The sequence below is a fragment of the Actinoplanes sp. NPDC051859 genome, assembly GCF_044452725.1.
In the GTDB taxonomy this organism is placed as follows: Bacteria; Actinomycetota; Actinomycetes; order Mycobacteriales; family Micromonosporaceae; genus Actinoplanes.
The window spans coordinates 14,647-35,382 of sequence record NZ_JBITBX010000016.1; the positions used below are offsets into that span (position 1 = coordinate 14,647).

At 66.6% G+C, this 20,736-nt stretch carries 22 protein-coding genes and 3 pseudogenes; 12 read left to right on the forward strand and 13 right to left on the reverse strand.

Annotated elements, in window-relative coordinates; all coding sequences use genetic code 11:
- Positions 1-149: 149 nt before the first annotated feature.
- Both ACIA1L_RS29495 and ACIA1L_RS29500 read right to left on the reverse strand, forming a co-directional pair.
- Positions 150-1,724, reverse strand: a complete 1,575-nt coding sequence (locus ACIA1L_RS29495) for an ATP-binding protein (RefSeq protein WP_396076275.1) — start codon at positions 1,722-1,724, stop codon at positions 150-152.
- Between the two features lie 360 nt (positions 1,725-2,084).
- Positions 2,085-2,663 (reverse strand): hypothetical protein, encoded by a 579-nt coding sequence (locus ACIA1L_RS29500; protein WP_396076276.1) that lies wholly within the window; start codon positions 2,661-2,663, stop codon positions 2,085-2,087.
- Positions 2,664-3,026: 363 nt separating this feature from the next.
- On the opposite strand from ACIA1L_RS29500, the gene ACIA1L_RS29505 reads away from it, so the two are divergent.
- Positions 3,027-3,353, forward strand: coding sequence for an STAS domain-containing protein (locus ACIA1L_RS29505; protein ID WP_396076277.1), 327 nt, complete (start codon positions 3,027-3,029; stop codon positions 3,351-3,353).
- Between the two features lie 174 nt (positions 3,354-3,527).
- On the opposite strand, the gene ACIA1L_RS29510 is transcribed toward ACIA1L_RS29505, so the two are convergent.
- From ACIA1L_RS29510 to ACIA1L_RS29530, 5 genes are all read right to left on the reverse strand, one after another.
- Positions 3,528-3,974 (reverse strand): response regulator, encoded by a 447-nt coding sequence (locus ACIA1L_RS29510; RefSeq protein WP_396076278.1) that lies wholly within the window; start codon positions 3,972-3,974, stop codon positions 3,528-3,530.
- A 325-nt stretch (positions 3,975-4,299) separates the two neighbouring features.
- Entirely contained in the window at positions 4,300-4,560 is a 261-nt protein-coding gene (locus ACIA1L_RS29515) for a DUF3040 domain-containing protein (protein WP_396076279.1), read from the reverse strand.
- A gap of 174 nt (positions 4,561-4,734) precedes the next feature.
- Entirely contained in the window at positions 4,735-5,037 is a 303-nt protein-coding gene (locus ACIA1L_RS29520) for an STAS domain-containing protein (protein ID WP_396076280.1), read from the reverse strand.
- Positions 5,038-5,307: 270 nt separating this feature from the next.
- Positions 5,308-5,628, reverse strand: a complete 321-nt coding sequence (locus tag ACIA1L_RS29525) for a hypothetical protein (RefSeq protein WP_396076281.1) — start codon at positions 5,626-5,628, stop codon at positions 5,308-5,310.
- Between the two features lie 361 nt (positions 5,629-5,989).
- On the reverse strand, positions 5,990-6,496 hold the full coding sequence (locus ACIA1L_RS29530) for a MarR family winged helix-turn-helix transcriptional regulator (protein ID WP_396076282.1): 507 nt from the start codon (positions 6,494-6,496) through the stop codon (positions 5,990-5,992).
- A gap of 155 nt (positions 6,497-6,651) precedes the next feature.
- Here ACIA1L_RS29530 and ACIA1L_RS29535 point away from each other — a divergent pair, with 155 nt between their 5' ends.
- From ACIA1L_RS29535 to ACIA1L_RS29570, 8 genes and pseudogenes are all read left to right on the forward strand, one after another.
- On the forward strand, positions 6,652-7,401 hold the full coding sequence (locus tag ACIA1L_RS29535) for a ZIP family metal transporter (RefSeq protein WP_396076283.1): 750 nt from the start codon (positions 6,652-6,654) through the stop codon (positions 7,399-7,401).
- 123 nt (positions 7,402-7,524) lie between these two features.
- Positions 7,525-8,142: a flavodoxin family protein gene (locus ACIA1L_RS29540; protein ID WP_396076285.1), complete on the forward strand. Its 618-nt coding sequence runs from the start codon at positions 7,525-7,527 to the stop codon at positions 8,140-8,142.
- 363 nt (positions 8,143-8,505) lie between these two features.
- Complete coding sequence (locus ACIA1L_RS29545; RefSeq protein ID WP_396076286.1) at positions 8,506-8,913, forward strand: ATP-binding protein; 408 nt, start codon at positions 8,506-8,508, stop codon at positions 8,911-8,913.
- 322 nt (positions 8,914-9,235) lie between these two features.
- Entirely contained in the window at positions 9,236-9,481 is a 246-nt protein-coding gene (locus tag ACIA1L_RS29550; protein WP_396076287.1) for a hypothetical protein, read from the forward strand.
- Positions 9,482-9,582: 101 nt separating this feature from the next.
- On the forward strand, positions 9,583-9,906 hold the full coding sequence (locus ACIA1L_RS29555) for an STAS domain-containing protein (RefSeq protein WP_396076288.1): 324 nt from the start codon (positions 9,583-9,585) through the stop codon (positions 9,904-9,906).
- 42 nt (positions 9,907-9,948) lie between these two features.
- Positions 9,949-10,323: a hypothetical protein gene (locus ACIA1L_RS29560; RefSeq protein ID WP_396076289.1), complete on the forward strand. Its 375-nt coding sequence runs from the start codon at positions 9,949-9,951 to the stop codon at positions 10,321-10,323.
- 726 nt (positions 10,324-11,049) lie between these two features.
- Positions 11,050-11,183, forward strand: a pseudogene (locus tag ACIA1L_RS29565) (thioredoxin-disulfide reductase); the annotation flags it as partial.
- Between the two features lie 502 nt (positions 11,184-11,685).
- Positions 11,686-12,870 carry a tyrosine-type recombinase/integrase gene (locus ACIA1L_RS29570; RefSeq protein WP_396076290.1) on the forward strand — a complete coding sequence of 395 codons (1,185 nt, stop codon included), beginning with the start codon at positions 11,686-11,688 and terminating at the stop codon, positions 12,868-12,870.
- A gap of 423 nt (positions 12,871-13,293) precedes the next feature.
- On the opposite strand, the gene ACIA1L_RS29575 is transcribed toward ACIA1L_RS29570, so the two are convergent.
- The 4 genes from ACIA1L_RS29575 to ACIA1L_RS29590 all read right to left on the reverse strand — a co-directional run bounded on the left by ACIA1L_RS29575 (position 13,294) and on the right by ACIA1L_RS29590 (position 15,552).
- Entirely contained in the window at positions 13,294-13,524 is a 231-nt protein-coding gene (locus tag ACIA1L_RS29575; protein WP_396076291.1) for a DUF2188 domain-containing protein, read from the reverse strand.
- Positions 13,525-13,596: 72 nt separating this feature from the next.
- Positions 13,597-14,091: a DUF6527 family protein gene (locus ACIA1L_RS29580; protein ID WP_396076292.1), complete on the reverse strand. Its 495-nt coding sequence runs from the start codon at positions 14,089-14,091 to the stop codon at positions 13,597-13,599.
- Positions 14,088-15,269, reverse strand: a complete 1,182-nt coding sequence (locus ACIA1L_RS29585) for a ThiF family adenylyltransferase (RefSeq protein WP_396076293.1) — start codon at positions 15,267-15,269, stop codon at positions 14,088-14,090. Before ACIA1L_RS29585 ends, ACIA1L_RS29580 begins: the two co-directional genes overlap by 4 nt.
- Positions 15,244-15,552, reverse strand: a complete 309-nt coding sequence (locus ACIA1L_RS29590; protein ID WP_396076294.1) for a multiubiquitin domain-containing protein — start codon at positions 15,550-15,552, stop codon at positions 15,244-15,246. Before ACIA1L_RS29590 ends, ACIA1L_RS29585 begins: the two co-directional genes overlap by 26 nt.
- A gap of 258 nt (positions 15,553-15,810) precedes the next feature.
- On the opposite strand from ACIA1L_RS29590, the gene ACIA1L_RS29595 reads away from it, so the two are divergent.
- Positions 15,811-16,173, forward strand: a complete 363-nt coding sequence (locus ACIA1L_RS29595) for a hypothetical protein (protein ID WP_396076295.1) — start codon at positions 15,811-15,813, stop codon at positions 16,171-16,173.
- Positions 16,173-17,375 (forward strand): HigA family addiction module antitoxin, encoded by a 1,203-nt coding sequence (locus ACIA1L_RS29600; RefSeq protein WP_396076296.1) that lies wholly within the window; start codon positions 16,173-16,175, stop codon positions 17,373-17,375. Before ACIA1L_RS29595 ends, ACIA1L_RS29600 begins: the two co-directional genes overlap by 1 nt.
- 290 nt (positions 17,376-17,665) lie before the next feature.
- On the opposite strand, the gene ACIA1L_RS29605 is transcribed toward ACIA1L_RS29600, so the two are convergent.
- Positions 17,666-18,637: a site-specific integrase gene (locus ACIA1L_RS29605; RefSeq protein WP_396076297.1), complete on the reverse strand. Its 972-nt coding sequence runs from the start codon at positions 18,635-18,637 to the stop codon at positions 17,666-17,668.
- Positions 18,638-18,846: 209 nt separating this feature from the next.
- Positions 18,847-18,936, reverse strand: a pseudogene (locus ACIA1L_RS29610) (hypothetical protein); the annotation flags it as partial.
- A 429-nt stretch (positions 18,937-19,365) separates the two neighbouring features.
- Between ACIA1L_RS29610 and ACIA1L_RS29615 the strand changes: the two are divergent.
- Positions 19,366-20,078 (forward strand): annotated as a pseudogene (locus tag ACIA1L_RS29615) (NAD(P)/FAD-dependent oxidoreductase); the annotation flags it as partial.
- Between the last annotated feature and the right edge of the window lie 658 nt (positions 20,079-20,736).

Here is a 20,736-nt window from a genome sequence, read left to right on the forward strand (position 1 = left end):
GTCCACCACGGTGCGGGGCACCGACGCCTGTGATGCGAAACTGAGTTGACGGTCTCGTCGCAGCGGCTGCCCGAGGGGGTCTACCACCGGTGAGATGCGGCGTCCGACGGCAGCTCTCGTCGAGATCCAGCGTCTTCGGTGCGTGGCTGTCACGCGTCGCCGGGCGCGCGGTGGTGGGTGGGCAGACGTACGGTGAAGGTGGTGGCGGCCTCGTCGGGTTCGCTGACGGTGATGGCTCCACCGTGTTGATCGACTACGGCTCGCGCCAGGGTCAAACCCAGTCCTGCGCCGGGGTGGGCGTCGATGGTGCTGTCGCTGGTGCGAAAGAAGAGGTCGAAGACGCGGGCGCGGTCCTCGGCGGGAATCCGAGTGCCTGAGTTGCTGACCGCCAGCACCGCGGTGTGGTCATCGCCGTGCACGTTGATGCCGACGGTGCTGCCTTCAGGTGCCCAGGTCAGGGCGTTGCCCAGCAGTTCGTCGACGACGTGGCGCAGCCGGTGTGGGTCACCGTCGATGAGGACGGGCGGGGAGGTGTTGACGTCGATGACGGCCTTGAGTTCGCTGGTGCGGGCGTCGGCGGCAGCTTCCTGCACGACCGCGGCCAGATCCATGTGTTGTGGTTGCAGTGCGATGTCTCCGGAGCGGAGCCCGGCGACGTCGAGCAGTTTGGCGATGAGTGCGTGTACCCGGGTCGTGTTGCGGTGCATGACGTCGAGCATCTGGGCACGCTCGGCGGTGTCGAGGTTGGGTTCGTCGCGCATCACCTCGGTGTACGACTGGATACTGGTCAGCGGGGTACGCAGTTCATGACCGACCAAGGCGATGTACTCGTCGCGGGTCCGGTCGAGTTCCATCAAGGTCTGTTCCGCGCGGCGACGTTCCAGAAATTCGCCGAAGTGCGCGGCGATGCCGGACAGTACGGCGGTGCGGATGTCGTCCGGTGTCTCAGGAGTGTCGCTGTAGCACATCAGGACACCGAGGGTCGCCGAGCCGCTGGGAATCGGCACTGCCAGAGCGCCGCGCAGCCGGCCCCAGTCAGTACCCGGAGCGGCGGCATCGGGGTCGGTGTGCAGATCAGCCGCCCATCGTGCCTCTGCGTTCTGCCACGCCACTCCGGGCAGACCTTCGCCTTCCACGAGCTGGTCCGGAAGGTCATCGGGGAGTTCGTGACCGGCACTGGTCCAATGGGTGCTGCGGCGGAGCACTTGACCGACCGGGTCCAGGGTCCAGAACTCGGTGGCGCTCCACTCGAGCATGTCGCCCAGCAGCGCGACCGCGTCGGCCATGACCGTGTCCGGGGGAGCCGGCCGGGACAGCAGCTCGGAGATCTGCATTTCGCAGTCCTTGAGCCGAGCTGCTCGTGTCTGCAGGGTGACGTCGTGCAGCGCGATCACCGCGGCGAGCGTGTCGTCTGGGACAGGGCGGCCGTGTACGCGAAACCTTCGCGGCGCAGTACCTCCCGCGGTGACCACCAGTTCAGCGTCTCGCACCTGTTCTCCACGTAACGCCCGCAGCAGTGGAAGATTCGCGGGGTCCGCTGCGCCGCCGCGTCCGTCTACGACACCCAGGCGTTGCGGCCACTGCGCCAACGGAACGTCGAGGATCGCGCCGAACAACTCCCGGGCCGCACGATTGAACAGCACCGGCTGCCCGTCATGATCGCAACCCAGCACGGCGGTCTCCAGGCTGTCCAGCACGGTCTGAAGGACCCGTCGATCGTCCACGCGAACTTCCCCACAGTAAACCGACACAACCGTACAAATGGTATCCCGGGTGCTGCTTACCGTCTTGCGATCACCAACAGTCATCGGGCGAGCTGGACGGCTCCACCACGCCGTCGACTCGGACATCGCTTCCGGTAGTGCTGGGTCTACCGATGAAAGTCGACCTTGCGTGGTGTCGTGGGTTGAAGCCGACGACCTGGATTGGGGTCTTGACGGAGAGGCTGCTGCGGGCGGGGCCGAACGGCAGTTCCGGTGATGGCCGGGCTTGGCGCCTGTGAGCCTATGCGCGGCCTGCGCGGCGGATAGCACCAGACGTTGCTGTCCTGGCTAGTCGGCCACGCCGCTTCGCGTGGCTGCGCCTCAGGACGAGAGTTTCACGCTGGTGACGGGCACGGACAGGTAGAAGCCCTGCTGCGCGATCTGGTCGGCGCCCTCAGCCCGGGTGACCCCGGAGTCGGCGGTGAAGTTCGGGGTCACCCTCGCGATGACGCCGGTGAAGTCGACGGTGTCCCCGCGCCGCACGGTGAAGACCGATTCGCCGCGGGTGCCGGTCAGCTGCACCCAGAGTCGATCGAGAGGGCCCGGACCGATCCAGAACCCTTCATCAGCGGGTACTGATTGGACTCGGACCCGGTGTCCGGTCGCGGTGGCGGCGTCGTTGGCGCGTAGATTCGTCACGTTGTCGGCGCCGAGCACGTTCACGCCTGCGGCGATGACGGCACCAGCCACGATGGTGGGGCTGCTGTCAGCCGCTGCCGGGGTCGCCGCGGGTGCACGATTCGCGAGTTGGGTGGCGTCTTGCGCGCCGCACCGCGCCAGCAGCAGCGACACGGCCAGCACGGTCACCACGACAATCGCCAGCGGCAGCACCCACGGAGGTCGGGCAGCGCCGACCGGCGCGGGCGGTGGGTATGGCGCTGGCGCGTCGGGATTCGGCATGATCGCCGCATTCCCCCAAGATCAGTCATGAAACGGCGACCTACCTTGGGTTGCTGTCGCAGTTCCGGATGCACATCGCCCGCATCGACGGGCATCCCCGATGCTGCTGGAAGCTGCGGGGAGCCGATTAAGTGCCACCAGGATGGCGCTACAAACCCCGAACCCCCTCTACCTCGCGGGAATCACTGACCGATGCCCGCGGTCACCGGTTCGAGACCGGTCACCATGACGCTGCCCTCGGCACCGATAGAGTTTCCGCACCACCCGCGCAGAAAAGAAGCGCACCACCGAACTTCTCCGGCACCATCCGGCACGACCCCGATCGACGGGCTCGCCGTCGCGCGCACTGTTGAAGGAGGGATCGTGAACGAGGAACAGCCGCTGTGGCAGCTCCACCTTCACCGCACCGCCGCCACCACCACCTTTGCCCTGGCCGGCGAACTGGACCTACAAAGCGCCGACGACATCCGCACCACGCTGATCGAGGAAGCTCACCGTCCCGCCACGACCACGCTGGTGATTGACCTCGCACAGGTGACGTTCTTGGACTCCACCGTGCTGGGATGTTTCATCAACGGCTATTACGCCGCGCAACAGGCCGGCCGGACGCTGACCATCGTCAACCCCAGCCCCGCCGCGCACCGCGTCCTCAGCATCACCGGCCTATTGGCACTGCTGGCCGAGGCATAGCCACAAAGCAGCCCCTGGTCACCTGGAGGCGATCAATCGACCGCCACGCGTCGATAACTAATCATGCAGCGCAGGCGCTTCCCGGCTATAGATCCGGTCGCGTCGTCGCCGACTATCACCCCGAACGCCGCGTCGACGGGTCCGGCAAGCACGGCGCCGCGGCCTCCCGCCTGGTTACACCCCGACCCGCTTGGACAGGACAACCTGTGTCGCGGCGCGGGGATTCAAGCATCCCGACGCAAGATCATGCCGGTGTGGGCCTGCCGTGATGAGGCGTTGCACCGTGGTGAGCAAGCTCCTGTTGGACATCGGTTCCAGCAGGACAGCGCATGAGCCGATATCCCGTACCCGGGGGTCGTCACGGTGCAGCGTGCCGCTGAGAATCGCGACTGGCGTAGTGCGCAGTCGCCGGTGATTGCGCAGCTCTCGGCAAAGCTGCGCACCGTCAAGACCGGGCATGTCCATGTCCGCCAGGACCAGGTCAGGTTTGTTCGTCACCGCCAACTGCAGCGCCGCGGCTCCGTCCACGGCGCTCAGGACACCGTGACCGGCCCGCGCCAGCAGCAACGTCAAGACCTCACGGATGTCCGCGTCGTCATCAGCGATCAGGATCACGGCCACCTGTCGACGCCCCCCTCAGCGCGAAAGCGATCCGGCCTCCACGATTCTGCGCCCTGTTCCTCGGAGCGGTACAAGGTTCACCGCCATCCACGACGACATCTTTGCCCTGTAGCAAAGAAGACGCGACGCCACAGCCGCAGAAGCACACGCCAGCCCCACTACATAGCGAGCCCACCCGCCAGCACCCAACGGACAAATGACTGACATGCCGGGTCTCTAGCGTGGTGCGTTGCCGCCGCGGGTACCGCGACAGCCTTCACCAGACCCCGAGCAGTCGATGATCCAATGTTCGGGAATGGCTACTCGACAAACATGTGCACCGTGGTCAGCGAGCGCCACGACGCCGCCAGATCACGATGCCCGCCACGGCCGTGACGTTGACGGCGACCAGCACGGCACCGAAGACGTTCCACCACGTCGCGAGCAAGGGGGTGACCAGCCACCACCCGACGACGATCATCGCGATCAGGGTGAGGCTGGGGTCCTTCTTGCCGGGATGACGCATCCGGTCGGCGAAGCGTGGATCTTCTCGCTGCAGACCTGACTCGATGGCGGCCAGCTCACGGCGTTCACGCTCGTTGAGCATCGGCGTCCTCGTCTCGGATTCTTGCGCTCGCCCGCCGGCTCGCATCAGGCAGGCCTGGCCGGGCCTGCCAGCGGTGGCCGCCCTGCTTGCGTCAGTCGGTGCTGAGGCCTGGCAACGCGCGGCACGGTCACACTCGGTGGGGATGCCGCCCGATGTACGCGGGCTTTGAGCTTGTCAGGGCGACGTGCGCAGCCAGGCCTGCTCACCGACTGCCCGCAGCACGTGACGCACTGCCGGATGCGCGGCGGTAAGCACCACCTGTACCTGCTGCCGTGCACCGATCTCGCGCAGATGCAATAAGGCCCGAAGACCCGCCGCGTCACAGAACCACAGACCGGCAAGATCCAAGGTGATGACGTGCGACGGCGGCGCCACCAGCGGTGTCACGGTCGCTGCGAAGCGCGGCGCGTCGACCGAATCCAACTCGCCGACCACCCGCAGCCATCGCACGCTTCCCCGCGCCCGGGCACTGCTCACGATCACCGATGCGATGCGCCACCGCCCCCACACAGTTCGACTGAGTCCCCTCTGGCTGTGGGCTTGACCCTCATGATGGCGCGTGGCATCGGCATGGTCAGCATCCACCGAAGCGGCAAGAAATCACGCCCGCGAGACGTTCATCGCGGCGAGGAACGCGCCAAGAGGCTCGCACTGCCCGTTTCCAGCACTGAGCGATCACGACGATAACCCCGCCCGGCCGGTGCATGAGGCCAACTTCGCCACGGCGGCAACCCCGCAGCCGGATGATCAGATCAGTTTGCCGACGGCAGCGTCGCCAGAAGCCGTCACCGTCTCGCTAGACAGGGCCTTGCCGCCCCGGGTGGCGGGGCGGGCCGGGGACACCTTCTGCGTGCTACCGGCCGACGGAGTCGGCGCCGTCGGCGCCGATCCGGCCCGCACGGCAGAGCCCGCCGGTGGCAGGTTAGTCAGCGAGGGCGAACTGCCACTCTGGTCGCGGCCGGTCGCTTTCCGCACGGCCCCCACGATCTGTTCGTACTTCTCCCGGCCGGCGCGGCTGCCCAGCACATACCCCGCGGCAAGCCCGACGGCGAACTTCATCATCTTCATCCGAACTCCTTGACTCGGCGAACGCGCCTTTACTGCCGCGGGACCAGGCCTTTCAAACCCGCAGGCAGGGTGACAGTGAAAGTCGCCGCGGCACCGGCTCCGCGTTCACGCCTGCGCTCACCGAATCCTGAACTACCTCTTCGCATGGACGGTCGGGGACGGCAGGTTGCTGCCGCCCCGACCACCGCGGATCACTGTCGACGGTGCTGAACCAGTTCGCGCTGAACACGAATGAATCGTGGGGGCAGCGTGCGAGGCAGCGTGGTCGCAGGCCGCGATGTCAGGTACCGCCAGGCCGCCATCTCGCCCCATGAATCTCGGGGTGGCGTCAACCGGCGATGGCGTGTCGATCATCATGCGGTTAGCTGCGAGGGCTGCGCCTTTGCTGAAGCGGGTATCGAGGCACCGGCAATGGCGGCGCGCAATCTTGGTCAGCGGCGTTCTCGAACTCGCGTAGACCCCGGAGGAGGGCGGCACGGCTCAGCGGGTCCATCCGGTGCAATACCTCGGCCAGAATCTCGCGACGGAGGCGGCGCAGGTCCTTGAGCAGTCGGCGCGACGACGGCGTCAGGAACAGGGCGATCTCACGGCGGTCGGCATGGCCAGGCCTGCGGTGCACCAGCCCGCAAGCCACCAACCGGTCGCAGAGCCGACTCACCGACGACTGCATGGCATTGAGCTCGTCGGCCAAGGTGCGCAGATTCGCCCCTTCAAGACGTTCCACCGCCAGCAAGGCGTTCAGCTGCGGCCAGGACAGCCGCGGCGCCGCGCGGTCGCGGGCAGCCTCCCACACCGCCAGCAGAGCTGGCGCGGCATCGTCGACTGCCGCGGCGAGAAGGGGGCTGTCCAGCCCGGAATGTTCGCGCAAAGTGCCGACAGGATACCCGTGCGGTCATCTCGATCGCCGCTCGGCGAGGGGCGAGACGCACCCACCGCAGCTCGCCTGCCGGGTATGGCCGGTCGCTGCCCGGCTGCGTCTGGTTCCAGGCGTTTGGGGTCGTGGCGGCGGGGCACAAGATCGCGGTGCCAGGATGGATACACGCGGGCGGCTGGGGTCTGCTGGGCGGATCAGCGTTGTTGATCGGCGCCGCGGTCGGCTACGGAACCCGGCTGCCGCCCAAACTCATCGCGTCCGTCATGGCGTTCGGCGCCGGCGTGCTGCTATCGGCAGTGTCCTTCGAGCTGATCGCCGAGGCACACGAACAGGCAGGACTCCTACCCACGACGATCGGCGCGGTCACCGGCGCCCTGACATACACCGGCTGCAACATGCTGCTGGCCCGCCGAGGCGCCCGGCACCGCAAACGCTCCCAAGATCAGCAGCCATCCGAGGACGAGCAGGACGGATCCGGCACCGCGCTCGCGCTCGGCGCGCTGCTGGACGGCATACCCGAGTCGATCGTCATCGGGACCAGCCTGCTCGCCGGCGGAGCCGTCTCGACCGTGACGGTCGCGGCGGTGTTCATCAGCAACATCCCCGAGGGGCTGGCCAGCGCGGCCGGCATGCGCCGGGCCGGCCGTTCCCGCGGCTACGTCTTCGGCCTGTGGGGCGCCATCGCCGCCCTCAGCGGCGCCGCCGCGATCGCCGGTTACCTGCTGCTCGGCGGCGCCGCACCCGCCGTGCTGGCCTTCATCACCGCCCTGGCCGCCGGCGCGATCCTCACGATGATCGCCGACACGATGATCCCGGAGGCGTTCGAACACACGCATCTCGCGATGGGATTGATCCTGCTGGCCGGCTTCCTCAGCGCCTTCGCCCTCTCCCAGCAATAGCCCCGTGAGGGTCCGGCGAACGACGCCGCTCCCGCACACTCACCATCAGCGCGCAGAGCAGCGGCGTCAGCCGTCAGCACCACGGAAGCGTTTCGGCCGATCATGGGCGGGCATTCCCGGCGCATGACTGAATCTTCGACCTTGCGTGCTGTCGTGCTCGGCTGCTCGCTGAAGTCTTCCGGTAGCGAGTCGAGCAGCGAATTGCTCGGCCGTCAGGTTCTCACCGCGCTCGCCGACCACGACGTTGACGGCGAGGTGATCCGGATTGCCGACCATGACGTCAAGTTTGGGGTCAGCACCGACGAGGGTGACGGCGACGCTTGGCCCGCCCTGCGGGAGAAGATCTGCGCCGCGCACATCCTGGTCATCGCCACGCCGATCTGGATGGGTCAGCCCTCGGCCATCACGAAAATGGTCCTCGAACGTCTCGACGCCGAACTGTCCGAGACCGACGACCAGGGCCGGCCCTCCATGTACGGCAAAGTCGCCGTCGTCGCGGTCGTCGGCAACGAGGACGGCGCCCACCACGTATGCGCCGAAGTGTTCCAAGCCCTCAACGACGTCGGCTTCACCATCCCGGCCGCCGGCGGCACCTACTGGGTCGGCGAAGCCATGGGCAAGCTCGACTACAAAGACGCAGGCCCGAAACCGGACACCACCGGCGACGCCACCAAGACCCTCGCCGCGAACGCCGCCCACCTGGCCCGGCTACTGGCCTCCGCCGCCTACCCGGCCCCCTGACGACCATGCACCCCGCGAGAGCTAGTTGCCGTCGAAGCCGGTTCCGGACGGTCGCCCTTTGGTCGGAACGTCCGCTCGACGGAGCAATGACGTCGAGAGCATCCGAAAGGGCACAGTGGCCCACCTCGAGTTCGATCCACCACTGACCTGAATCGACACCCACGAGGAACCTGCAGATCGCATGACCCGCGACGCAAGATGTGCGAACAGCCCCGCAATCTTGCGGCACTAACTGCAGGCAACCCCTGATCATGGTCAGGGTGCCGGGCTCGTGTCGTCGTCCAATCACGGTGCCGGTGCCTGTTCAGTGGTGCGCGAGGGACGGCGGGCGTATTCAGCGGTATGCAGGGTAGTCGGCTCGCCATGGATACGTTGCGGTTGGCGTTCACCCGTGGCACGGACTGCGCCGACCTACGCCAGCAGGCTCGACCGGTCCTGGCGCAGTGGCAGAGCCCTCCACTCGTAGAGGACACGCTGCTGGTCATCACCGAACTAGTCCAGAACGTGGAACAACACACGACATCCGGCGGGGAACTCGCGATCTACCGGCATGACAATGTCGTCCACATCGAGGTCACCGACTCCTGCAGCAACATGCCCCACGCCCGCACAGCTGACCCACGCCGTATCGGCGGACGGGGCCTACTCGTCGTCTCCGCCATCACCACCAGCTGGGGAGCTCACCGCATCCATCAAGGCAAAATCGTCTGGGCGCACATCGCCGTCAACGAACCAAGCACCGCCGACTCCCTCCAGCCGATCTTCCCGTGACACAGCACTACCAGCGGCCAAGAGCTGGACATCATCGGGCGTCCCGGCCCACCACTGGCAAGCCTTGAGCGGCCAGGACGTGCGGCAGGCAACCCATCTCGGTGAACGCGCTGAGCGTCGCATCAACCGCCGGCTTGCCGGCGCCCTCGGCGCGAGCGCACCGGACGTCGTTGCGTTGCTCCAAGATCCGAAACAGCGACGATCGTGTTGATCCGTGACGTGATGACGCGGACCAGCTCGGCGCTCGGCACTCGGGAGATCGCGTCGGCGCAGGTTCGCGATTTGTTCGCCGCGGGTGGTCAGCGGGGAGGACGATGATCGCATGACGGACACGCAGGGCAAGAATCTGGCGGAGCTGTGCCGGATGTGGAATGACCTCCCCATATCGGTATCCGCGTTCGCGGACCTGGTCGAGAAGACCAAACACGATGGCCCGCGCTCCGACTCGGCCTACGCGATGAAGGCTGTCGCCGAAGAAATCGCCGATCTCAACGCTGTGGCAACCGCGATCGCCGACCGACTCCTCGCCGGTCACGACAACGCCGATGACTGCCAACTCATCCCTTAATCGATGTGGCGAGTGGCTCTCCATTCCCTACACGTACGTGGGATGGCCTTTGCCCTGATCCGCAGGGAGAATCCTCCCCGAGGCCGGTACGGGGAGAGTGTGTGAACGAGCCGCCGTTGTGGCAGTACGACCTGCATCGTGACGGCGGAACCTCGACCGTCGCCCTCGCCGGAGAAATCGATCTTCAGAACGCGGACGAGGTGCAAAATCTGCTACTCGAGGAAATGCAGCGCGGAGACACCTCAGCGGTAGAGGTCGACCTCCGTCAAGTCAGCTTCCTAGACTCCACTGCCGTCGGCTGCCTCATCAGTGGCTACCACGCCGCGAAGAACACCGGCTGTGGACTCGCAGTCGTCAACCCGAGCCGCCCGGCACACCGAATTCTGAGCCTGACCGGAGTGCTCGCTGTCCTGACAGGCACCTGAAACAGCGCCCAGCGGCGGCACGCCGATTCACTGTTCTCCTCGATGCAGGTGTCCGGGTCTTCGGCAGCGAAGAACAAGGCCTTGGCCCTGCGCGTGCTCGGCGAAGAAGCGCAGCCAGCATGCGCCAAGATCGAGGCGAAGCTCCCGGCTCGCATGCTTGCGGAAATCGGGAAACACCTCGCCCTCCTCCTCGGCCAGGTGCTCGCCCTCGACTCGGCCTATTTTCCGCCAGCTGACCGACCACGGCCGGGCCGCCGCGACCAACGCTTAGCGACGCATACGGTGGATGGGCTCGGCATCGGCGGCAGCAGCCCGAGCAAGTCGACCCGCCGACTTGTTCGCGGTGGCGCCGGAATCGCCGTGCAAAGCGGCGGTTACGCTGGATTAACCGCAACCCGAGGATGTGACCGCGGATGATCAATGTGCAGGAATTTGCCCGCCGGCTCAGCACCCTCGCAGCCGAGGAGTTCACCACCGACGATGTCGTCGACCTGGCGACCGCCGCCGACGTTCGGATCAGCACTGACCTCGAGATCGACGCCAATCTGGCGCAGCGGCTGCTTGATCGCATGTCACCCGCTCCGTCCGTTACAGGAGCGCAGATCGCAGCGTCGCAGTGGCCGCCGCCGGCTTCCTCCCGGCCTGCGGCGCCTGCGGTGTCGTTCTCCAGCCCCGGCGCCGTCGATGGCCCTGCTGACCAGCCGACTCGACCCCGCAGTTCCAGGCCTGCGCGAAGCGACCGGCGACCCAGCTCGCGACGACCTGGTAGGTGAACTGGAATGCTTATGCCGGTCCGTCCGTAAGTTGCACTGGTTCGCACGAGCACGCGGATCGCAGCATCGCAAATGTGGTAAAGGTCGTTACCACCCGGTGCCGCAACTTCCGGAGGACGCCACTCCACAGTCGACTTGAACCTTCATTAAACCCCGCGATCGCACCGCCGCTCGACGGCCAATGAGTCCACTTCCGCGCGGCCGGAGTGCATCGAACCTGCAAGATCTTCCGATCGCTCGTGATGATCTAGGATCGGGATTTGTCCCGCCCGGTCCCCCGTGCCGGGCGGGCCATCCCGCCCCCCCGCTCTGCTCGGGCGCTCAGATAATGCGTGCGTGCCGACCATCAGTGATCGCATCCATGATGGCTGAGCTCGACGATGAGCGCTACGTGAAGGTCGACTCGCCAAGCACCCCGTGCCAACCTGCCCGGGCGTCTACGCCGCCGGCGACCTGGTCGACCACACGTGCCGCCGGGCCATCACCGTCTCCGGCGCCGGTTAAGCCGACGTGCTCGTCACCGAAGGTCCCGCGCGGCCTCCTTTGTGGATGCACGATCAGCGGCACTCCGCACCGAGGCGAAATTGGATGTCCAGTACACCCTTTTAATCCTTAGGTTCGGGGTTCGAGTCCCCGGCGGCCCACCATGTTTGACCTGGGATTTTAGCTCTGCCTCGCTGCTCGGCGGTGTGGTTGTGGGGCGTAGGTGAGGCGCGGTTGCGCCTCACTGGTCGGGCATGGTTGGTCGCTGGGAGCTTGAGCCCCGGACTTGTGGGATCGAGAGTTCTGCCGTTGGAGGCAGTGTCGACTTGATCAGCATTTTCGGAGTCGAGGCCGGTGCTAGCGGGCCGGTCCGCGCGAGTTCGCGACGGGCGGTCGTATGGGTACGGACAGTCCTGGGTCGGTGTTTCGCCGGTGTGCGTGCCGCTCTGATCAGACGGGCCGGCAGTGGGGCGCGAAGTGTCCGCGGTTGGTGGAGCCATCGCATGGGCGCTGGTATTTCGATGTGCATGTGCCCGGGGGTGACGGCCGCAAGCGCAGGCTGCGCCGCGGCGGTTTCGGTTCACAGGCGGACGCAGAGTGGGAGCTGGCTGGCGTAGTTGGCCTGTCGGGGCCGGAGGCGATCGCGCAGACGTGGACGGTGCGGCGGTGGCTGTTGTGCTGGTTGTCGCAGATGGAGGGCCGGCTGCGGCCGTCGACGGTGCGCGCGTATCGGTCGGTGACGCATCAGCATTTGATCCCGAGGCTGGGCCAGTTGCGGTTGGCGGATTTGGATGGTCGTGCGGGTGTGCGCACGGTGCAGCGGGCGGTGGACGCTATCGGCCGGCAAGAGCTCGCGGACGGCGGGTTGATCGCTGCGGGAACGGTGCATCGGATCGTCGCGGTGCTGCGCAGCGCGTTGAGTGAGGCGCGACGCCAGGGTTTGGTGACGGTGAACGCGGCGTGGCGGTTGCGTCTGCCGCAGGGCGGCCGGGCGCACGCCGTGGCGTGGACGCGGGAGCGGGAGGCGTTATGGCGGGCGACCGGTGCCCGGCCGAGGGTCGCGGTGTGGGACGTCGAGAACGTGGCGGCGTTTCTGGAGTCGGTGCGTGATGACCACTTGTTCCCGCTGTGGTGGTTGGTGGCCTTGCGGGGTTTGCGGCGTGGGGAGGTGGCCGCGTTGCGGGAAGCAGATCTCGATGAGGGGTTGCGCGAACTGCGGGTGTGCCGCCAAGTGTTACGGGTGGATGGGCGGGTCGTGGTGGGTCCGCCGAAGTCTGCGGCGGGGGTGCGGGTGCTGGCCTTGGACGAGTTCACGAATCAGTTGCTGCGCGAGCATCGGATTCGGCAGCGGGATCGATTCGGAGTCGATGGCAGCAATCCGGACGGTTATTTGTTCACCCGTGCGGATGGGCGGCCGGTGGCTCCGGATTGGCTCAGTCACCGGTTTCGGGCCTTGATGCTGCGCAGCGGGTTGCCGCCGGTGCGCTTGCACGATCTGCGGCATGGTGCGGCGAGTTTGGCCGGTGCGGCCGGTGTGGAGTTGAAGGTGATCCAGCACGACATGGGTCATTCCAGTTCGGTGACTACCGCCGACACGTACTGGACGGTGTTTCGGGAGTTGGGGCATCGGGCGGTTGCGGCGACTGCAGGTTTGTTGCGGTCGCATGCGCGGGTCCGGCTGAGTTTGGTGGGCGCATCTCAGGCCTGAAGGTGCAGATGCCGCAGCACAGGTTCGGCCTCGGCCGATGTGTCACCGCCACGGGAGTGCAACTGGTCACGGGCTGTTGCCCGGTTCTGCGAGCGGGTCGGGTCAGAGCAGGGTACGCCAGTAGTCCCAGAACTGGACACCGATCAGCGCGGTGAGGGTCATTATCCAAGGAATCCCTCACCTCTGCGCTAGCCAGGTTCACGGTCGACTCGGCGATACTGCCCCGCCGGCACCGGCTGCGCCGCCGCGCTGGACGCCGAGCGCTTCATCGCATCTTTCGTAAACGCGTGAGCACGGTCGCCGCGTTCGGCTTGCTCGCCCTGGCGAGGATGGGCGAGACATGCAGGGTCTCGAGTAACCCACCCTCGCCCTCTCCGTCCACGGCGACCGTGCATGCAGACGCTGCCGAGAAGCGGACGTCGGTCAGCCCTCAGATCCGCGCGGGTCGCGGCTGCGGGGGTAGGTGTTGCGCTCGCCGATAGTGCCGTCCTGTTTGTGGATGATGTGCTCGACGCCGCGGTCGATCGCCAGGTCGCGACCGGCGGCTTGGGCCTCGGCTTTGGTGGTGGCGCTGTTGGTGGCGCGCTGGTTGCCCTCCGCCCTGTTCACCCATTTGTCGCCCTGCTTGCTGGTGTGGATGTCTCCCTTGGCCATCAGGCCCTCCTTAACCGGTGTAGCAATCTTTGATCTCTGTGTCCCGGGCCGTTGGTGGCCCGAAGGCAGGGCCTACTTTTTGGGCCGTCGGCCGTTCATGAGGCGGTGCCAACGGTCTTTCAGCCAGCTCTGCCGAGGTACGGGGCGCGGGCGCCGTGCCTCTCTGGCGGGTGTGGGATCCGGTGGGGTGGGCGCTGGCGTCGTGGACGAGGCCGGTACCGGTCCGTCGAAGTACGCGGCGCGGTGTGCGCTCTCCTGGCGGCGAGCCGCGGCGATCTCCGCGGGACTCCATTGCCGGTCCCAGCGGACGCGTCCGTCGGTGATCCAGTAGTGGGAGTGGCAGGGGAAGTCCCAGTTGCCGATCGAGGGGTGGAGCGAGACGGCGATGCCGTTGAAGGTGAGGCGCCATCCGGTGGGCTTGATCGGGGTGACGACTTCCTCGCCGCAGCCGCACAGGCACAGGTGCATCGCGGTCGTGTGCGGGATGCAGACGTACACGATGCCCTCGGCGAGGTCGTCGGGTACGACGTCGACGAACTGGTGGGCGACGGCGGTGGCCCGGCTCATGCGTGGTCCTCCCCGCTCAGCGCTCCGGTGCCGATGGTGAAGGTGCAGTGGTGCTCCCCGGAGAGGTTGAGGTAGGAGCCGTAGAGCTTGCGCCACTGCAGGACGGCGAGGGCCGCGTTGAGGGTGTTGAGGTCGCCGGTCTGGATGTTGCGTTCGTATTCGTCGTCGGGGTCGGCGGCGTCCGTGGGGATGCGGTGCCGGTCGTGGACGTGGTTGCGCTGCCGAGGCGTGCTGGTGGTGACCCGTAGGATCCCGCCGACCGCCCCGTCGACGTTGTAGAGGCCCATGCCGACGTCGATGAAGGGGATCTCGAACTTCTCCAGCGCGGCGATGATGTGCTTCTTGGGCGGGCCGTCGTCGATGGCGATGAAGACGAAGGTCATGTCCTTGAGCTCGTCGACGTTGTCCTTGGTCAGGTAGTAGGGGTGCGCGACGATGCCGTTGCGCATCACCGAGTACATCTCGGTGTAGTAGTCGACCTTGTTCATGCGGCGGTGCAGCTGCTCGATGGGGGTTGCGCCGGGCGCCCGGAAGGCGCAGTGCTGCTGGAAGACGTCGCCGTCGAACAGGTGGATCTGCCGCACCATGGTCTTCGCGATGTTGTCGAGGATGTGCGCGCCGGTGCCGCCGAGCCCGATGATGGCGACCTTGTCCAGCGCCATCTTCGCGGCGCTCGCGCTGATCCCGGCACGGCCGGTGGCCGTGTCGAGGTAGCGGAAGATCGCGTCCGGGTCATCGTCCTCGACGACCCGGTGGGTGCGGGCAGTCACGTCCGGGTCGAGCGCCTGCGCCGGGCCCTGGAGCATGGCGATGTAGGTGGTCATCTTGTGGTAGTAGTCGCGGTAGCCGTCGTCGGGCTTCTGCGAGAACAGGAACCGCAGCCGGATGTCGTCGCCGACCTGCTCTTCGATCACGCTGTTGATCAGCGTGGTGAGCGGGCGGCCGTCGCGGTCGCAGGGCTGCTCTCCGGCGAACCGGGCGACGTGGTCGCCCGGTCGCGCCGTGTGGTCACCAGCGAGTTCCAGCCCCGACACCAGGGTGCCGTAACCGATCTCGCCGGCCGGGGTGACGTACGGGATGTTCCGGACGACGAGCTGCCCATCCACGATCGCCACCTCGAAGCCCTCGTCGCGCAGCCGACGCAGGTCGGGGCTACGACTTGTTAGTGCGTGTGACATCGAAGATCGTTCCCTGCTTGATGGTCACCTTGCCGCCCGGGCTGAGAACGCCCTCGTGCTGCGGCTTCACCGCCCGGCTGTAGGTGACGGTGAACGTGACGTCCGGGCCGGCGGGCACCGCCTTGAACGCCAGCCGCACGATCTCGTCGAAGGTCAGCACCTTCTCGTGCACCACCTTCCCGCGACCGTTCACGATGATCGCGAACTCGCGGGCCGACGCGCGGGCGTCGTCACCCTCGCTCTCGGCCTCCGCCTGGACATCGACGGTCTGTGCTTCCGTCATCTCTGCTCCTTCCGCGGACGTCCGCCCCACTTGAGACAGAGCACTCGCTCTTTACCAATTTGGTTCATTACCTTGCGGTTCAACATCAACAGATACGCCGATCTTCGCCGGAGCACAAGAGCGTTTCCTGGCCGGACACGAAAGAGTGAAGGGCTGACGCTGTGCGGAGCTGCGCCACGCCCGCGGTAGGCCGGCGTCGCTTGCGCACGGTGGGGGTATCGTTACCTGATTGGTGAACCGCAAGATCTACGGAGCAACGTGCAACTCCTCCATCACGCCGAGAAGACGAAGTCGGCCTGCGTCGATGAACCTGCACTGCGGCGGGCGTTCGGCACGGCCTGGGAAATGGTGGCGACGGCCTTGACGCTGTTGCTCAACGTCGCGAACCTTGCGGAAGTCGCCCAGTTCGCCTGTGTCACCCTGCGTCGGCTCGCTACCGCCGCCGACGGCGTCGTACGGTTCGTCGTGAGACACGGTGACGCCGAGATCTTCTTCCGCGCCGCCGATGCCGCACTGATGTTTCAGGAGTCGGAGAAGCAGTCTGATGCAGTGCGACTCATGCAGCGCATCCGTGTGATCGTCATCGAAGGCATCACCGTGCCAGTCCCGATGCCGGTCTGATGGACCGCAACCACCACCAGGCCAGCTCGCCAACCCGGGCGAGGTCGAAGCCAGCCTCGGACCAGCGAGACGGCGAGGAATCGCAGATTCGCGGCGTCCGCAGCCATGAAGGCGACACCTTCGCGGAGACAGGACTTTCGCCGGACTGGCAGCGGCCGCCGGGCAAGATGCTTCAGGCGGAGCTCGACGCCCGCAACATCACCCAAGCCGAACTTGCCGTTCGGCTGAACGTTTCCGCGAAGCACGTCAACCAGGTCATCAAGGGCGTCGCCAGCCTGACCTTCGACATGGCCCTACGCCTCGAACGCACGCTGGGCACACCCGCCGCGTTCTGGAACCAACTCGAGGCCAGCTATCAGGACCGGCGCGCACGCGAGAAGGCGCGCACTGAGTGGGCCCGCGACCACCTCGGCTGGTTGCGACGCTTTCCTCTGCCTGCGCTCGTCGACCGTGGCGTACTCGTCGCAGGAGACTCCGAGATCACCATGCTGGAAAGGCTCCTCGCCTTCTTCCAAGTCGCGGACCCCGACGCCTACCAGCGGGCATGGGCCGAGCCGGTCGCCGCAGGGTTCCGCCGGACGCAGGACGCCAACGTCGACCCCTACGCCACCGCTGCCTGGCTGCGGCTCGGCGAACGCGCCGCCGACATGACACCGTGCCGACCGTACGACTCCACAGCTTTCGCGGCGCTTCTGCCTTCGCTGACGCGGTTGACAACGATGCCCGACCGCGAGGCATTCGAGATCCTGCGCCGAGAATGCGCAGACGTAGGTGTCGCAGTCGAATTCGAGCGGGGCTTACCAGGAAGTCGAATAACCGGAGCGGCTAGATGGATTACCTCCACAAAAGCGCTCATCGTCCTATCTGGACGTTACGGTATGCACGACATCTTCTGGTTCGCCTTCTTCCATGAGGCCGCCCACCTTATTCTGCACCCGAAGCGACGGGTGGTTGTTGACCTGGAACTCTCTGGTGACGACGCTGACGGCCAAGAAAGCGCGGCCAATGAATATGCGGCGGCGATCCTCATTCCAGAGCACTACGCGGACCAACTCACCGAACGCACCACCGCACGCCGCGCCGTCGAGATCGCCGACGAGATCGGGGTAGCGCCCAGCATCGTCGGCGGCAGGCTCAGCTACCTTCAGCAGAACTGGACTCGGTACGCACGCCTACGACGCAAGCTGGAAGACCTCACATAGCCCCAGCAGGGCGGCGCCGCTGGCGGTACGGGCAGCCGACTTTGCTGCGCCGAGTAGCTATTCCGATCGCCGGGGGCCAGGCCACCGAAGGATCTGGTCGCTCCACGGTCGCTCGGATGTTCCGTACCCCCATCGGACGCAGCCGGTCCGTGCCGGATTCCTGCGTCGAATGACTGTTCCTATTCGCTCGGACGCAACCAGACGTAGCCGGACCGTGCCGGACTGTGCGAGAATAAAGTCCGCTATTCCTGCCGTGCCGAGAATGGTTTCTCCCTACGGACTTTTAATCCTTAGGTTCGGGGTTCGAGTCCCCGGCGGCCCACCCCTTCTGACCTGCGGATTCCCGGCTGTACTTTGTCGCGTGTGGAGCGCGGTCGCTTGTTGGTCGCTCGTTGCGCCTTGGGTTGTTTACGCCCCTTTTCGTCCTGCCGGGCGGTTGCCCGGGGGCTTTGACCTGCGGTTTTGCTCGCCGGAGCGGTGTTAGCGGGGCGCGATGTGGTGGACGGCGGCGGGCCGGGGCGGCGGTGCTTGCGGCGGATTTTGCCGCGGACGGCGCGGGCGGTGGTGAGAATCAGCCGGGCGGTGGCTTCAGCGGCCTTGTGCTGGGCGGCGGGCAGCACGCTGGTGTACGTGTCGGCGGTGAGCACGATGCTGGCGTGGCCGAGCTGGTCCTGGACGGTTTTGAGGTCGACGCCGGCGGTGTGGGCAAGGGTCGCGGCGCCATGGCGCAGGTCGTGCAGACGAACGGGCGGTAAGTCATGCCGGTTGGTGAGCCAGCGCAGCCGGTGGGTGAGGTAGTTCGGGTGGTAGGGCTGACCGTCGGGCCGGGTGAAGACGTAGCCGGTGTCGCGCCAGGTCCGTCCGGTGCGTAGGTATTCGGCGCGTTGTCGGCGGAGGTGCTCGCGCAGGATGGTGACGGTGCGCCGGTCGAGGGCGACGGCGCGGTGGCTGGCGGCGGACTTGGGTGGGACTTCGATGACTTGGTAGCCGAGGGTGGTGCGTCGTTGCTGGGTGATGGTCAGTTCGCGGCGGTCGAGGTCAATGTCGTGCCAGCGCAGTCCGGCGGCTTCGCCGCGACGCAAGCCGCGCAGGGCGATGAGCCACCACAGGGGGTAGAGGCGGTCGTCGCTGACCAGGTCGAGGAATTGGGCGAGCTGGCCGGGTGTCCAGACCGCCACCGAAGGCCGGGCGCCGTCCTCGCGCCACTGCTCGACACGGCCGTCGGTCCAGACGACGGCATGGGGGCGGCGTCCGGTGGGCATTTCGACGCGACGGGCGGGATTGTCGGAGACAAGGCCGTCACGGATGGCGGCGTTGTAGCGGCGCGCAGGGTCGCGCGGATGCGTTGCAGTGTGGCGGGGCTGCGCAGTTGGCCGGTGACGGTGGTCTGTTGGCCGAGTTCGGCGAACATCGCGGTCAAGTGCCGGGGCGTGACCTCGCACAGGCGCAGATGACCGATGGCAGGGATCAGATAGCTGCGCACGTGCTGGGTGTAGATGGCGAGGGTCGACGCGCGGATGGAAGTGCGGGTGGTCAGCCAGTAGGTGAGCCATTGGCTCAATGTCCAGGTGCGTCCGGCGAAGTGTTCCTGAGATTCGGCCTCCGCGGCGTTGCGGGCATGCCGGGCGGCGGTCTGGGTGGCGCAGCCGCCGCGGCTGATCTGCTTGGGCCGGCCGAGCAGGTCGCGGATTTAGCAGCGGTAGTACCAGGTCCCGTACCGGCGATCGGTCAGGCCGGGACAGTGCCGGCCGAGACGGCGACCGGTGGTGGTGTCGCGGCATCAGCAGAGTTTGAACAGTCCCTGGTGTGCTCATGGCGACCTCCCGGGTTGCTTCTCCTCCACGATAGGCTCGGGGTTCGGGGTGCGGTGTCGTCCGTCCGGTGGACAGGCCATTCTCGCCACCGCTCACGCTGCCCGTGCGCCCGATCTGGTACAAGATCAAAGCCCGGATCGAGAAGCTGCTCGCCGGCCTCCTCCCGGCCAGCTGACATGGACGAGGTCCGGAATCTGATCATCATCGGCTCGGGGCCGTCCGGATACACCGCGGCGCTGTACGCGGCCCGGGGCGAACCTGAAGCCCCTGGCGATCGAGGGCATCCAGTCCGGCGGTGCGCTGATGACCACCACCGAGGTGGAGAACTTCCCCGGTCACCCGAGGGCATCATGGGCCCCGAGCTCATGGACAACATGCGCAAGCAGGCCGAGCGGTTCGGCGCCGAGTTCATCACCGACGACGCAACCCGGGTCGAGGAGGGCGACAAGCCCACCGAGCCGGCACCGAAGGCCTCAAGACCGTGTGGATCGGCGACAAGCAATTCTTCGCCTGCGCGGTCATCCTGACCCGCTTCGCCGAGACCGTGACCATCGTGCACCGCCGTGACTCGTTCCGGGCCAGCAAGGTCATGCAGAAGCGCGCCCTGGACAACCCGAAGATCAAGGTCGAGTGGAACTCCGCGGTCGAGGAGATCCTCGGCGACAACGGCAAGGTCGTCGGCGCCCGCATCCGTGACGTCAACACCGGCGAGACCAAGGTCCTCGACGTCACCGGCGTCTTCGTCGCCATCGGCCACGACCCGCGCAGCGAGCTATTCAAGGGCCAGATCGAGCTCGACGACGAGGGCTACGTGAAGGTCGATGCGCCCAGCACCCGCACCAACCTGCCCGGCGTGTTCGCCGCCGGTGAACTGGTCGACCACACCTACCACTAGGCCATCGCCGCGGGCCTTCGAATCGGGCCCGCCTGCGGTCTGACGATACGGTGATGCTGATCAATAGCTACCGTCGCTTTCTGCGTCAAGCGCGATGCCGCTGCCTGTAGTTCCTGGTGTCGAGCTTCGGGCGAGACAGATTTGCCCCGGCTGGCACGTGCCCCCGGCCGGCGGAAGTCGGTCGATCCGTACTTGGTCGCGGTACGCGCCGGGCCGGTCGCTCTTTCGAAGCGGAACGTGATCTGTCGGTGTCTCGTCGGGACGAACGGAAGCAGAGACGCCGACTTTGGTAGCTGGGGATGGGTGCGCTGTGTTCGACAGTGACGGGAGCGGACTAGACGGAGAGTGACGGTCGGTATCAGTCCGACAACAGCATTGACATCTTTGATCATGTTCGGGTTTTTCTAGTGCCGCTGTTCGCCGCCTCGGAGCGGCATGCAACGGGGGGAAGTCATGGGCATCATGAACGGTTCGGCGCTGGGTTGCGCCAGGTCCGCAGCTCGGCTTGAACAGCGCGTCTCGGACTCGCCGCCGTTGAGCTAGCCCCAAGCGGCGGCAGGTTGCCGCCCCACACTGCTCGTCCTCCAACACCGCGATTTCCGCCGGCTACCGATGGCCGGCTGACGTTTCGTGCATTTTTGCCTGTTCAGTC